Source organism: Candidatus Thiodiazotropha sp. CDECU1 (assembly GCF_963455295.1).
Taxonomy (GTDB): Bacteria; Pseudomonadota; Gammaproteobacteria; order Chromatiales; family Chromatiaceae; genus Thiodiazotropha.
The window spans coordinates 1,328,657-1,342,850 of record NZ_OY734020.1; the positions used below are offsets into that span (position 1 = coordinate 1,328,657).

The following is a 14,194-nucleotide window of genomic DNA, read 5'->3' on the forward strand; positions in this document are numbered from 1 at the left end:
GATAAAAGGGAGCAGTCATGGCTGAAACCAAATCGCGTCTCAAAAACAGTTTGATCGATAAGGTTGTAATGGATGGACCACTACAGCTGAATGAGACCACCGAGAACGCGTGGATCGATGTCATCCAGAAGATGGATAAGGTGTATGCGGATCTGGTGCACTACCAGGTGGAGCTGGAGCAGAAGAATGCCGAGCTGGAAGAGGCGCAGCAGTTTATTCGCAGCGTGCTCGAATCGATGCGGGAGGTATTGATCGTCTGCGATAACAGCGGCCGGATCCTGCAGGTGAACCAGGCGCTGGAGGACCTGACCGGTAAATTGGAGAGCGAGCTGCTACATCGTCCCTTCAATGAGCTGTTCGGCTTAGAGTCGCAACCCCTGGTTGAGCAGTTTTCGGAAAAACTCGGCAATGATGCCATCGTCGATTGCGAGGTCAATCTGCTTACCCAGGAGGGTAGCAGCATGCCGTTGGCCATGAACTGCTCCTCCCGTTATGACGTCAAGGGAAAGCTCTTGGGCATGGTACTGATCGGTCGTCCTGTGGGGGAGTTGCGCCGGGCCTACGAGGCCTTGAACAAGGCCCATATCGATCTGAAGCAGACCCAGGAGCATCTGGTGCACTCCGAAAAGATGGCCTCCCTTGGTCGCTTGGTGGCCGGGGTGGCGCATGAGCTGAACAATCCAATCAGTGTGGTTTTCGGCAACATGCATGCCCTGAAGCGTTACGGCGTAGGCATCAACGACTATATCACCGATGTAGGTAAGCATCTTGAGACGGATCTGCATCAGGAGCTAAGAGAGAAATACCGTATCGACAAGATCGAGTCCGATATGGGGCCGTTGATCGCCGGTACCATGGAGGGTGCGGAACGTATCAGCAACATCGTCCTCGATCTGCGTCGCTATTCCGGGATACAGAAGGAACAGCCGGAACCCTTCGAACTGAAACATGTGGTGATGACAGCAACAGAATGGGTGATCAAGGCATCAAGGGAGAAACCGGAAGTGCATTACGATCTCCCTGAGAGCTGCGTGGTCCGAGGACGTCAGGGTCAGGTTCATCAGATCCTGATCAATCTGATTCAGAATGCAATCGATGTAATGGAGGGTCAGAAAAAGAAACAGATCACCATCAGCTGCAACCGCAATGACAAGGATGTGTGGATTCGTGTTCACGACAATGGGCCAGGCATCGCGGAAGATGAAATGAACAAGCTCTTCGATCCCTTCTACACCACCAAGGAGGTGGGTAAGGGCACGGGTCTGGGGCTCTATATCAGTTACGGTTTGGCGCGGGATATGGGCGGTGATCTGTCCGCTGAAAACAGTGCTGAGGGTGGTGCCGCTTTCACCTTGACTATGCCGCTGAGGGTGGCAGCCGATGGGTGAGCATGAGCGTCAACCGTTGAATCTGCTGTGGCTGCAATCGGGGGGGTGTGGTGGCTGCACACTCTCCCTGCTCTGTGCGGAGGGCCCCGACCTATTCACCACCCTGGAGAGTGCCGGCATTCACATCCTCTGGCATCCCTCCATCAGTGAGGCATCGGGATCCGAGTTCATCGAACTGCTGCAGAGCATTATCCAGGGTGAGCTGCGTCTCGATCTGCTGTGTCTTGAAGGGTCAGTGGTTTGCGGGCCTAACGGCAGTGGCAAGTTTCACCGTCTTGCGGGCACTGGCGAGCCGATGATGAAGTGGGTGGAACAACTTGCCGCCGTGGCCGGTCATGTCATCGCGGTGGGAAGCTGTGCTGCCTATGGCGGTATCACCGCCGCGGGTGGCAATCCCAGTGAATCCTGCGGCCTGCAGTATGATGAAACGGTCGAGGGCGGGCTGCTGGGTAAGGGGTTTGCCGATAAACAGGGGCTACCGGTGATCAACATCGCCGGTTGCCCGGTTCATCCCAACTGGGTGACCGAGTCTTTCATTCAGATTGTTTCGGGTGAGATGGGACAGGAGCATCTTGATGAGTGGGGCCGGCCGCGCAGTTATGCCGACCATCTTGTACATCACGGCTGCCCCCGGAATGAGTTTTACGAGTATAAGGCGAGTGCGGAAAAGCCCTCCGACCTGGGTTGCATGATGGAGCATATGGGCTGCCTCGGGACTCAGGCCCATGCGGATTGCAACACCCGGCTTTGGAATGGCGAGGGTTCCTGTCTACGTGGCGGTTATGCCTGTATCAACTGTACCGCGCCTGGCTTTGAAGAGCCCGGACATGCCTTTACCGAAACACCTAAGATCGCCGGTATCCCGGTGGGTCTGCCCACGGATATGCCCAAGGCCTGGTTTGTGGCGCTGGCGTCCCTCGCCAAGGCGGCGACCCCCACTCGTTTGAAAGAGAACGCGGTTGCTGATCACATCCGGGTACCACCCAGGCGGCGACCGGGCGGTAAGTCATGAGTCGTCGTATCGTTGGGCCCTTCAACCGGGTGGAGGGCGATCTGGAGGTGGAACTGGAGATCGAGCAGGAGAGGGTCAGGTCAGCCCAGGTCTCATCATCCCTGTATCGCGGTTTCGAACAGATGCTCCAGGGTAAGGAGCCGGGGGATGCCCTGGTCTATACACCGCGGATCTGCGGTATCTGTTCCGTCTCCCAATCGGTGGCGGCGGCCCAGGCATTGGCCGATCTGCAGGGAGTAACCCCGCCCCCTAACGGCGACCTGGCCATCAATCTGATCCTGGCGAATGAAAACCTGGCCGATCATCTGACCCATTTCTATCTCTTCTTCATGCCCGATTTCGCCCGTGAGACCTATCGTGACGAACCCTGGTACCCCATGATCGAGGCGCGCTTCAGGGCGCAAACAGGCAGTGCAGTCAGAGAGATGTTAGCGGCCCGGGCGCAATTCATGCACCTGATGGGGCTGCTGGCGGGTAAGTGGCCCCATAGTCTGGCGATACAGCCGGGGGGCACCACCCGCGCTGTCGAAATACAGGAGCGGGCGCGATTGCAGGCCATCCTGTTTGGCTTTAGACGTTACCTGGAAAGCACCCTGTATGGTGATACGCTGGAGAATATCTCAGCCCTGGATTCGATTGCTGCTCTCGACGCATGGATCGATGCTCACCCTCCCGAGAGCAGCGATTTGAGACGTTTCCTCGAGGTTGCAATGGCCCTCGACCTGCATCTGCTGGGGCGTGGCAACGACCGCTTTATGAGTTACGGTGCCTATGGTTTACAGGGTGAACTGACATTCCGCCAAGGTCTTTGGGATGCGGCAGAACAAGCATTGGATAGCGCCCTCATTACCGAAGATGTCAGTCATAGCTGGATGATGAATCAGAAGCATCCCAGGCATCCCTTCGAAGGCATTACCCTGCCCGACGCGGATGCGGAACAGGCCTACACCTGGTGCAAGGCGCCAAGAGTGGATGGCCGGGTGGTCGAGGTGGGTGCCCTGGCGCGCCAGCAGGTGGATGGTCAGCCCCTGATCAGGGCCCTGGTCGCCGAGAGTGGCGGTAATGTACGCAACCGTGTCATCGCGCGCCTGTTGGAGATCGCCAGGGTTGTGATGCATATGGAGGCCTGGGTCAGGCAGATCAAACCGGGCGAGGCCATCTGCAACCATAAGCCTTTCCCTCAGGAGGCCCAGGGCATCGGCCTGGTGGAAGCGGCCCGGGGCAGTCTGGGCCATTGGATAAAGATCAAAAAGGGCCGCATCCTCAACTATCAGATCATCGCCCCCACGACCTGGAACTTCTCACCCCGGGATCGAGAGGGTCAACCGGGTGCCCTTGAGCTCGCGCTGGTTAATGCGCCACTAAGGCCGGGGGAGAAGGATCCGGTTTCGGTACAGCATATCGTCAGGTCATTCGATCCCTGTATGGTGTGTACAGTGCATTAATATATGGCCTGCCACTGCTTTTCTACTGCTACTTGATTTCAATAGGAATCTATTCGCCAACTTCGCTGACTTTGTTTCTTCCGGACCCCTTGGCAAGGTAGAGTGCGCTATCTGCCCTGTCCATCAACTGATCAGAATTCTCAATTGCATTAGAGATAGATGCAACACCAATACTCACAGTCAAATTCGTTGGCCCACTGGATTCATTTAGGGTGATAGGCGTGGATTCAATCGTTGCGCGTAACTGCTCTGCCCAGCGCATGGCACCCGACAGTGGCGTCTCGGTCAACACGACTACAAACTCTTCTCCGCCATAACGCCCAGCCAGGTCGGCGCTGCGTGTTTTCTGATCAAGTACCTGACCAAAGCTCTTTAGTGCCTCATCACCGGCTCTATGACCAAAGGTGTCATTGATCTGTTTAAAGTGGTCAATGTCTATCATGCACACAGAAAGATCACGGCCATATCGCATGGCTTGACTGAATGCGTGATCCAGCAGATTCTCTATTTCTCTTCTGTTGAGCAATCCGGTCAATGCATCATGAGTGGCCTGGTGCACTAACTCTTCCTTGAGTTTTTTGCGTTCAGAGATATCTTCGAACGCAACGATAACACCGCTGGCTTCATCTTCCACGATATAGGGACTGGCTGTGTAGGCTACTGGCAGATCCGTTCCATCTGAGCGACGAAAGACGTCTTCTTCAACATGATAGATTCTTTCTTCCTTTATTACATTTAGAATCGGGCATTCATGTTCGCTTTTACCGCTTGCATTCTTGTGTATCCAGTCATGAATTCTTTGTCCGGAGAGCATGGCGTATGACCAGCCAAGCAGGCGCTCTGCCTCAGGATTCATATTGATTAACTTGCCCTCTTTGTCCAACACCATGAGGCCTTCTGCAAGCTTTGAGGTAATCGCCCTTTGCCGGTGCTCGCTTACTTTTAACGCGCTTATGGAGAGTAGCTCTTTTTCTCTGGAGCGGCCAATTAAATATGCGGCGATAAAAGCCAGCAGTATCAGTAGTGACAGCAGTACCAATGCCATTTTTATACGTCTGTTTTGTAGTCCTTCAATTGTCTCCTGTGGAATATGTGTAACCACCTTCCAGAAGTAATCATCTCGGTCGATGTATGTTGCGCTCGCTCCTGATGCATCAGTTGATCCCGTGCTTGAGACTGAATTGACCGCTAGTGGATAGACCGTTCTCCAGGTAAACAATCCAGATGCCGTCATGATCTGGCCCGCTTCAGATGTGGACATCTCACGCCAAGATTCCGGGTGTTTGTTTTCAATCCTCTTCTCGTTTTTGAACATGAAACCCCATTCATCCCTACTATCCGCCCCTAGCAACCAGTAACCATTGCGATTCAGCAGCATGGGGATTCCATCTGATCCTGACATTTCTGTTGTTAGATCAGAAATCAACTCCTTGCCGAAATAATTGACCAAAATGATGCCGAATTTCTGACCTTTTTCATTGAATACCGGTGTTCCTATACGAATCATCGGTTTCAAAGGACGTTCGATCACGCCATGCTCGATATTGAGATCAAGGGGAGAGATAAAGATCTGTTGCCGGCCAAGTTTGAAGGTATCGTTGAAGTAGTAACGTGTTTTTTTGTTCTGTAAATCCTTTTCTGCCACCAGCTGACAATCCCCCTCACGGTAATTGACACGAACCCGCTCTCTCCCTGACTCATCGAGAAAACGCACTTGATCGTAGCTTCCCTTCAGGCAGGATGTGTTACGGAATTCCCGACCAAGATCGTGTATGGCTTCCTGTACCCCATAGTCACCATACCGGCTGAGGCTGACTGACTTCGCCAATAGCAGCACATCTCTCGCCACACTGTCGAGTCTTCGCTCGATCAGTTTGGCGCCAAGCATTGTCTGGCTGCGTTCACGCTCGGTGATGATCTGCAGTTCGGATTGAAAATCGGTGTAGAAGAAGCCGCCTACTATCAATAACAGCAGCATGGACATAGAGAGTGAAGCAATCACAAATGGCTTCACGAAAACTGATTTTAAACCAACCATAATGGTCAGGAAAATGGCGATATTGCTTAAAGTCCTTCTATCATTCTAGACATTCCACTTGGATATCCATTGATAATGATCAATGAACCGCTTGCTTTCTGATATCCCGGCGATGTAAAACGTGGATTATCAATGCAGGCGTTGCAGCAGCTGGTCAAAGCTGATCGCTACGATGAGCAAGAGCCCCGCCGCCTGGCGGATGACTACGGCCATGCACTGGCTGACCTGACCTTGCTGGGGGTTGAGCTGATGTCACAATTTCGCGAGACTTTGACAGAGAGCCAACGCAAGCTTATCGAATAAGCTATGGATAGACGGAAATCCCATCCGGATGCTGGTAGCAATGGTACGAGTACTGGGATCAGAATAAATTTCTCTGATCCCGCCGAACAAGGAATTGTTAAATAAAAGGGTACTAGTCTGATACCGATCAAACCATAATGTCGATATTGCTGCCCACGGCACCGGTGCTGGTCGGTTTCGGTGCGCTCTGCTCTATGGAAGCGATCAGCTTCTCTGCAGTCTGTTTTTCCATCTCCATCGCTTTTTTGTGTACAGCGACGCTGGTTTCGGTCTTGGTCGCTACAGTTGCGATCATGCTGGCAGATGGTGAGCTGGCTCCAGAAACGTCCATAGGGTGACTCCTGGTCAAAGTGTGTTCTCTTACCTTTAGCGGCTGGTCAGGCGGAAACTGCATCGTTGTTTGGGAAGGGGCTTCTCGAGTCCTCCCCATTTTGATGGCCAATCTGGATGTTGGCGCCTCAACAATTGTCCCTGTCGAGGCGGTCGCCGTGCATCTGCTCATACACATCGAAGATTGCAATCGCCATGGCTGCAATGACCGGGCCGAACAGCATTCCTATGATGCCGAACTGGATCAAACCCGCCAGGGTGGAGAGCACGGTCAGCAGGGTATGATCCAGGGCACCAAGGTTGCCGCCGTCAGGCAAGCCCTTGGAGATCTTCTGAATCATCACCGGTCGCAGAATATTGTCGATCACAAATCCCATCACCACCGCTCCCCATACCGCTACCAGGACGGCCTGCCATGCCTCGCCTTGAATGTAGAGGTAGGCAGCTACCGGTATCCAGATAAGGGCGGAGCCCACAACCGGGATAAATGAGGTAACGGCAATACCAATGCCAAGAAACAACGCCGGCAGTCCCATGAAGCTCATCAGAATACCGAAACTCAATCCCTGCAACACCGCCACGATCACCACGCTGATGGTCAACACCGTCGCCAGGCTGCTGAAACGTACCATCAACATTTCGTCGTAGCGATTCGGTAACGGCGAGAGCACCTTGATTTGCCGCGCCACATCATCGCCGTCGCGGTAGAAGAAGAACAGGGCGAAAACCGAAAGAAACACGAAGGTAAGAAAACCCGCTGTGTTGCCTAGGACGCTGCGCAACAGAAAAATAACTGTATTCTTCCCAACGGAAATCAGCTTATTGAGGTTTTCACCGATCTGAGCAATGAGGGCCGTCTGATCGCCCAGATTAAAGGGGAGCTTCTTGGCTGTATCGGTATAGATCTTTTTCAAACTCTCCGTGTCCTGCGCATCCACCCAGCCTTGCACTGATCCGTAGAGCTCGCCGGCGCGCAATGAAATCTCCACCAGCAGATAGGTGATGGGGGCAATGACAGTGAAGAAAATCAAAATACTCATCAGGGTGGCGGCATGGGTATCCGTGAGCTTCCAACGATCTTGAAGCTTCAGAAACAGTTGATAGGTGGCGGTGGCGACGATGAGGGAAAAGAAGAGTGCCGGCAGAAAGGGTAGAAACAGCCAAATCAGCCCGGCGGTGGCCAGAACTATCAGGGCGACCAGGAAACCTTCCTGGTAGGGTGGCGTATTTGATTTATCGTTCACTATATTTCTACATCTGCTATTGCCTGAAATTCTCGTGCTTCAGGAAATGGATGATCTGCTGGGCAACACTTGCTTAATAGCGTAGAGCCGAATGATCAGTATCGACCAGGATATAATTGTCCGTCTCTTCAATCAAGGTTGATGGTTTCCAGATCCAGTTCAACGATTGAGGCTGACTCAATCCAGTCATTCTGCTGGAGTAGATATGCAGAAGTTGCTTCCAGATCTAGACGCCTATTGATCCCTATCCAGGGAAACAGGCCATGCAATGCGAAAACCAGCACGCTGGCGCCCAAGCGAAACGCAATACCCAGGGCAAAATCTGCATGCTGGAAATAACTGATGCCTTGATCATGGAGGTGTTGGGTAAAATATTTCATGAATTTCTCCTTATGAATAGAGTAAGGTTATAGCCTTAACTGTGGGCACGTCCCTGTGCTATAAAATCCCGGATTTTACCAACGGGTAATCATGAACTTTGTAGTTCGTGTACCATGGCGGCGGTCATCGCATTACCTCCGATACCCCATTGGCCCTCGGGCACTTCCTCTATTTTTACCCAGGTCACCGAACGCATATTTTCACCTTCAATTTCAACCATGGCATTGGTCAGCTTTTCGATCATTTCAGCCTTTTCTTCTGGTGAAAATACGTTTTCGATCAGGTTTACTGTAATAAGTGGCATAGCTGCTCTCCTGTAAATTGTTAAGGTTTCTGTTGTCTCAGGTGTTACTGTTTCCTGGTGATTACAGGTTAGGCCTGCAGGCTGGATCGCACTACTTGCGTTGTTGTAGTATCCAACTACATTTTGTGTAGTAAGCAGCTACAGATAATGAATAATTGGTTTGCAAGGGAGGTAAGATGGAATACGGTCAGTTCTGCCCGGTTGCCAAAGCGATGGAGATTCTCGGTGAGAAATGGACCGTTCTGATCTTGCGCGAACTACATATGGGTGCCAGCCGTTTCAGTGAGCTGCAGCGAGGTCTGTGCCTGATCTCACCCACCATCCTCACCAAGCGCCTGAATGATCTTGCGGATGCGGAACTGATCCTTCGCAAACGCATACCCGGGCAGAGAGGGTATGAATATTTTCTTACCCAGGCCGGTAAAGAGACGCTGCCAATAATAAAGATCGTAGGCGAATGGGGCATGTGCTGGGCCCGTGGCGACCTGCGCGAAACCGATCTCGATGTGGAACTGTTGATGCTCTATCTGCAACGCAGCGTTCAACCTGACAAGCTGCCTGGCAATCAGACTATAATTCAATTCCACTTCACCAATCTGAAGAAACTGGCCACATGGTGGTTGATTGTCAAGGACGAGAGTGTGGATATCTGCCTTGAGGATCCGGGTCAGGAGGTCGATGTCTATTTCACCTCCAATCTGCGCACCATGATCGACTGCTGGATGGGCGATGAAAAATACCAGTCTGCAATTGCGGATGGCCGGCTCAACCTGGTTGGACCATCAGCCCTGACGCGCAATGTTAAGAGCTGGCTTGCAGACAGCATCTTTGCCGGTATTCGTCCTGCCCATGAAATCTGAGTCTTAAGATAAGACAATCAACCATCCTCTTGATCTGTACAGAGATGGTTCTGTTTAAGCCAAGGGCACTACAGAGGCCACGAAGCGGCTGCTACCAGGGATCGCTGATACTATCCGTTATTCAATGGCTGTGTATAAACGAGAAGAGAGAGCTGATTTAATGCAATACCACTATGAACTGATCGAGACAGACCCGGTATATCGGGGTTTCCTGAAGATCAATCGTTACCGCCTGCAACACGATCTCTATCTGGGGGGCAAAAGCGAGCAACTGATACGCGAGCGGCTTGAGCAACTGCGGGCAGTATCGGTTTTGCTCTACGATCCTCAACTTGACCAGGTGGTGCTCGTCGAACAGTTCAGAATCGGTGCCGTGGGAAAGGAATCTGTACCCTGGGTGCTGGAGACAGTGGGTGGCTTTACTCCGGATGGGGAGGGTGATGAGTCGGTGGCCAGGCGCGAGGCGATGGAGGAGGCCAACTGCGAAATAGGCCGTATCGAGCACATCTGTGAATTCATGGTCAGCCCCGGCATATCGGTGGATCGCATTTCACTCTATTGCGCCGAGGTCGATGCCTCCAATGCGGAGGGGGTGCATGGACTCGATCACGAGGGGGAGGATATCCGGGTGGTGGTGATGGATGCCGAGGCGGCAATCGCGGAGCTCTATACAGGGCGTGCCAACTCCACCAGCATCATCATTGCCTTGCAGTGGTTGGTGATCAATCGGGATGAGATAAGGCAAAGGTGGAAGACGTAAAATACAAATTGTATTTCTAATCAGCACTAATAATTACACTCTGCTTGAGGGCGTCGTCACTTGCTGGGACTCTTTCGCACCAACTTAGTTCATGTTGAGCATTAACAGTACCGGGTGCGTTAGTTTTTAGTGCGCTCAGACTGCTTGCAATACCATTATGGTTATAGTGAATTGTTTTCTCAGCGCTTGATGAGATGCAAATATTTCTTAAGTTATTTCTCTTTATAACAGTGGGTTACGAAAAACCTGAAAAGTATCTGAGTTATAAATCAGAACGCTTGGCATAGGGTTTGCAGAACTGTTACTAACTTTGATCGCGGCCTAATGGCGGGCAGAAGCGATCACCAACAATCGGTGACAGTCCGGTCAACCTGGACAGGCAATGGATAAAGGCGTCCATCTCCACACGATCTTCGATCGTGGTTGGGGGTGGGCGTTTTTTTTTCACCGATGGATAGAAGATTTTTTACATTACCAGAGGTATTCAATCCATGAGTGCAAGAAGTTTAATCAGGAATCGCAGCCGCAGAAGGTTTATCAAGTGGGCGGCGCTGGCCGTGGGATTGGCTGCCGGAATCGGTTTGAGTACCGCTTCCGTGGCCAAGATCGGTTATCCGGAGAAGGAGGATCTGAAGTTCGGTTTTATCAAGCTCACCGACATGGCGCCCTTAGCCATCGCCTACGAAAAGGGGTATTTCGAAGATGAAGGTCTCTATGTCACCCTGGAGGCCCAGGCCAACTGGAAGGTGTTGCTCGATGGGGTCATAGATGGTCAGCTCGATGGCGCACACATGTTAGCCGGGCAGCCCCTCGCGGCGACTATCGGTTTCGGCACCAAGGCACATATCATCACCCCCTTCAGCATGGATCTGAATGGTAACGGTATCACTGTTTCCAACGAGATCTGGGAGTTGATGAAGCCCCATGTGGAGAAACAGGCTGACGGTAAACCGGCTCATCCGATCAAGGCCGATGCCCTAAAGCCGGTTGTCGAAAAGTATAAACAGGAGGGCAAACCCTTCAAGATGGGGATGGTGTTCCCTGTCTCCACCCATAACTATGAGTTGCGCTACTGGTTGGCGGCAGGCGGTATACACCCTGGTTATTATGCCCCGCACAAAGGGGATATCACCGGCCAGCTGAAGGCCGATGCGCTGCTATCGGTGACGCCTCCGCCACAGATGCCGGCCACCCTGGAGGCGGGCACGATATACGGTTACTGTGTGGGTGAGCCATGGAATCAGCAGGCCGTATTCAAAGGCATAGGTGTACCGGTCATCACTGATTATGAGATTTGGAAGGACAATCCGGAGAAGGTCTTTGGCTTGACCAAGGCGTTCACCGAGAAGTATCCGAACACCACGATACGCTTGGTCAAGGCGCTGATCAGGGCCGGCAAGTGGTTGGACGAGAATGATAATGCCAATCGACCGGAAGCGGTAAAGATACTCTCCCAGTCCAACTACGTGGGCGCCGATTACGAGGTCATCGCCAACTCCATGACCGGCACTTTCGAGTATGAGAAGGGTGATAAAAGGGCGGTTCCCGATTTCAATGTCTTCTTCCGTTACAACGCCACCTATCCCTACTATTCCGATGCCGTCTGGTATCTGACCCAGATGCGTCGCTGGGGCCAGATTTCGGAGCAGAAACCCGACAGTTGGTACCAAAAGATTGCCAAGTCGGTCTACCGTCCCGATATCTATCGTAAAGCGGCAGAGGAGTTGATTGCAGAGGGCAGGATCGCGGCCAACGAGTTTCCCGATTTCGAGAAGGAGACAGGCTACCGCCCACCGCAGACAGAGTTTATCGATGCTGTGACATTCGACGGCAGCAAGCCTAATGCCTATATCGATAGCTTCTCTATCGGCCTCAAGGGCGGCGAAAAACCCTGACCAGTGATGGCAGGCGTCCTCCTGTTGTGAGGTGGACGTCTGTGATCTGCAAACGGTCCCGACTCCCAGAGTGGTGTCGGGTTGTCAATGATTAACCTGATCGATCTGCCCATTGGCAGACCAGGATACGAGAGATGGCTTCACCAATCACATCCACCACATTCAATCTGCCCAGGCTGGATGGCCTGCTGCAACGGCTGGCAACCGACCAGGTTGGCAGTTCCATTACTCAATTTATCAAGCAGCTGTTGGTACCGATTGTTGCGTTGATGATCTTTCTAGCGCTTTGGAGTGTAGGCGCCAAAAGTGTTGAGACTTCTCTCGGGATCTTACCGGGCCCGGCCAAAGTCTGGGAGCAGACACAGTCCCTCTATACGGAGCATACCGAAGAGCGTGCCAAGGCGGTTGCCTTCTATGAACGCATGCAAACCCGGGTCGAGAAAGCCCTTGCCGATGGTCAGCCCCAGGAACGAATCGACAAGATGAGGTCACGCAAGTACACCGGCAAGGAGACCTTTTTCGATCAGATTTTCACCAGCCTGTTAACTGTCATGGCCGGATTTATCGTGGCCTCCCTGATTGCCATTCCCATCGGTATTGTCTGCGGCATGAGCGCTACCCTGTATACGGCGATCAACCCGTTGATACAGATATTCAAGCCGGTCTCGCCGCTCGCCTGGTTGCCGTTGGTGACAATGGTGGTTTCGGCCCTGTATGTGACCGACGACCCGACCTTCTCCAAGTCATTTCTCAATTCGGCGATTACCGTCACCCTCTGTTGTCTCTGGCCTACCATCATCAATACCACGGTGGGGGTTTCGGGTGTCGACAAGGATCTGATCAATGTCAGCCGGGTGTTGCGTCTGAATGCTTTTACCAAGACCTTAAAGATCATTCTGCCTTCGGCAATACCGATGATCTTCACCGGACTGCGTCTATCCCTGGGTATCGGCTGGATGGTGCTGATCGCTGCTGAGATGCTGGCGCAGAACCCCGGCCTGGGTAAGTTCGTCTGGGACGAGTTTCAAAACGGCAGTTCCAATTCACTGGCACGCATCATGGTGGCGGTACTGGTGATCGGCTTCATCGGCTTTCTCCTGGACCGTGGCATGTTGATGTTGCAACGCATGTTCAGCTGGGACAAGAACGCAATACTTCGGTAACGCGAGGCGTTACCAGTTTTGAGTTTTTAGTTGTGAGTATTGAATTCATGAGTGCGCTTTACGCACAACCTTTTTAAAAAGACGTGAACGCAGTGAACACATCAACTCAAAACTCAAAACTTAAAACTCAAAGCTTTTTAAAAAGGTAGAGCTAGGTGAACATCATGAATAATTATTTAAATATCGACCATGTCAGCATTACCTTTCCCACCGACAACGGTCCGCTGAACGTGCTAAAGGATGTGCATTTGAAGGTTACACAGGGTGAATTCATCTCCCTGATCGGCCACTCGGGTTGTGGAAAGTCGACGGTCTTGAATATCGTTGCCGGTCTGCTCAATGCAACTGAAGGAGGTGTGATACTGGAAGAGAAAGAGGTCACCGAGCCGGGGCCGGATCGGGCGGTTGTATTTCAGAATCACTCGCTGCTGCCCTGGTTGACGGTCTATGACAATGTACGTCTGGCCGTGGATCAGGTGTTCAAGAAGAGTAAGACAAAACAGGAGCGGCACAGCTGGACACTGCATAATCTGGAGCTGGTCCATATGTCCCATGCCCTGGATCTTAAGCCTGGCGAGATATCCGGTGGTATGAAGCAGCGTGTCGGTATTGCCCGCGCCCTCGCCATGGAGCCGAAGGTGCTGTTGATGGACGAACCCTTCGGTGCCCTCGATTCGCTAACCCGTACTCACATGCAGGACTCCCTGATGGAGATTCAGGGGCGTCTCAACAACACGGTGGTGATGATCACTCACGATGTGGATGAGGCGGTACTGCTCTCCGACCGTATCGTCATGATGAGTAATGGTCCTTCGGCAAGCATCGGTGAAATATTGCATATCGATTTGCCAAAACCACGCAACAGGTTGGCCCTGGCGGAGAATCCTACCTATAACCACTATCGAGCGGAGGTGGTCAGGTTTCTCCATGAGCGTCACCATCGAGCGGAGGACGAGCAGCCCCAAGCTGCAGCGGCATCTGAGAAGACGGATAGCGTCGTAAATCTTCTGGACCAGCTGCCTTTAACCGCTTCTGCCTCTGATCCGAGTGGCCTGAAAAAGGTCAATCCAG

13 protein-coding genes and 1 pseudogene are annotated in these 14,194 nt (G+C 52.4%); 9 read left to right on the forward strand and 5 right to left on the reverse strand.

Annotation, left to right across the window (positions count from 1 at the left end):
• Positions 1 to 17: 17 nt before the first annotated feature.
• The 3 genes from R2K28_RS06110 to R2K28_RS06120 are packed head-to-tail and all read left to right on the forward strand — an operon-like array spanning position 18 to position 3,845.
• Entirely contained in the window at positions 18 to 1,388 is a 1,371-nt protein-coding gene (locus R2K28_RS06110) for a PAS domain-containing sensor histidine kinase (protein WP_316368476.1), read from the forward strand.
• Positions 1,381 to 2,400, forward strand: a complete 1,020-nt coding sequence (locus R2K28_RS06115; protein WP_316368477.1) for a HupU protein — start codon at positions 1,381 to 1,383, stop codon at positions 2,398 to 2,400. The genes R2K28_RS06110 and R2K28_RS06115 overlap by 8 nt, the downstream gene beginning before the upstream one ends.
• Positions 2,397 to 3,845, forward strand: coding sequence for a nickel-dependent hydrogenase large subunit (locus R2K28_RS06120; protein WP_316368478.1), 1,449 nt, complete (start codon positions 2,397 to 2,399; stop codon positions 3,843 to 3,845). Before R2K28_RS06115 ends, R2K28_RS06120 begins: the two co-directional genes overlap by 4 nt.
• A 49-nt stretch (positions 3,846 to 3,894) precedes the next feature.
• Here the strand turns inward: R2K28_RS06120 and R2K28_RS06125 are convergent, their stop codons facing one another.
• The gene (locus R2K28_RS06125; RefSeq protein ID WP_316368479.1) at positions 3,895 to 5,883 is read right to left on the reverse strand and encodes a sensor domain-containing diguanylate cyclase; all 1,989 of its coding nucleotides are present in this window, start codon (positions 5,881 to 5,883) and stop codon (positions 3,895 to 3,897) included.
• A gap of 132 nt (positions 5,884 to 6,015) precedes the next feature.
• Here R2K28_RS06125 and R2K28_RS06130 point away from each other — a divergent pair, with 132 nt between their 5' ends.
• Entirely contained in the window at positions 6,016 to 6,186 is a 171-nt protein-coding gene (locus R2K28_RS06130; RefSeq protein WP_316368480.1) for a hypothetical protein, read from the forward strand.
• A 127-nt stretch (positions 6,187 to 6,313) separates the two neighbouring features.
• Here the strand turns inward: R2K28_RS06130 and R2K28_RS06135 are convergent, their stop codons facing one another.
• The 4 genes from R2K28_RS06135 to R2K28_RS06150 all read right to left on the reverse strand — a co-directional run bounded on the left by R2K28_RS06135 (position 6,314) and on the right by R2K28_RS06150 (position 8,445).
• Positions 6,314 to 6,517, reverse strand: coding sequence for a putative motility protein (locus R2K28_RS06135; RefSeq protein ID WP_316368481.1), 204 nt, complete (start codon positions 6,515 to 6,517; stop codon positions 6,314 to 6,316).
• Positions 6,518 to 6,644: 127 nt separating this feature from the next.
• Positions 6,645 to 7,760 carry an AI-2E family transporter gene (locus R2K28_RS06140; RefSeq protein WP_316368482.1) on the reverse strand — a complete coding sequence of 372 codons (1,116 nt, stop codon included), beginning with the start codon at positions 7,758 to 7,760 and terminating at the stop codon, positions 6,645 to 6,647.
• 128 nt (positions 7,761 to 7,888) lie between these two features.
• Positions 7,889 to 8,140, reverse strand: a complete 252-nt coding sequence (locus R2K28_RS06145; protein ID WP_316368483.1) for a DUF6356 family protein — start codon at positions 8,138 to 8,140, stop codon at positions 7,889 to 7,891.
• An 89-nt stretch (positions 8,141 to 8,229) separates the two neighbouring features.
• Entirely contained in the window at positions 8,230 to 8,445 is a 216-nt protein-coding gene (locus R2K28_RS06150) for a tautomerase family protein (RefSeq protein WP_316368484.1), read from the reverse strand.
• Between the two features lie 176 nt (positions 8,446 to 8,621).
• On the opposite strand from R2K28_RS06150, the gene R2K28_RS06155 reads away from it, so the two are divergent.
• From R2K28_RS06155 to R2K28_RS06175, 5 genes and pseudogenes are all read left to right on the forward strand, one after another.
• A complete protein-coding gene (locus R2K28_RS06155) occupies positions 8,622 to 9,305 on the forward strand; it encodes a winged helix-turn-helix transcriptional regulator (RefSeq protein ID WP_116447479.1) in 684 nt (227 codons plus the stop codon).
• A 160-nt stretch (positions 9,306 to 9,465) separates the two neighbouring features.
• On the forward strand, positions 9,466 to 10,065 hold the full coding sequence (locus R2K28_RS06160) for an NUDIX domain-containing protein (RefSeq protein ID WP_316368485.1): 600 nt from the start codon (positions 9,466 to 9,468) through the stop codon (positions 10,063 to 10,065).
• Between the two features lie 491 nt (positions 10,066 to 10,556).
• Entirely contained in the window at positions 10,557 to 11,960 is a 1,404-nt protein-coding gene (locus tag R2K28_RS06165; RefSeq protein WP_316368486.1) for a CmpA/NrtA family ABC transporter substrate-binding protein, read from the forward strand.
• 134 nt (positions 11,961 to 12,094) lie between these two features.
• Positions 12,095 to 13,123 (forward strand): ABC transporter permease, encoded by a 1,029-nt coding sequence (locus R2K28_RS06170; RefSeq protein ID WP_316368487.1) that lies wholly within the window; start codon positions 12,095 to 12,097, stop codon positions 13,121 to 13,123.
• A 164-nt stretch (positions 13,124 to 13,287) separates the two neighbouring features.
• Positions 13,288 to 14,079 (forward strand): annotated as a pseudogene (locus tag R2K28_RS06175) (ABC transporter ATP-binding protein); the annotation flags it as partial.
• Positions 14,080 to 14,194: the final 115 nt, after the last annotated feature.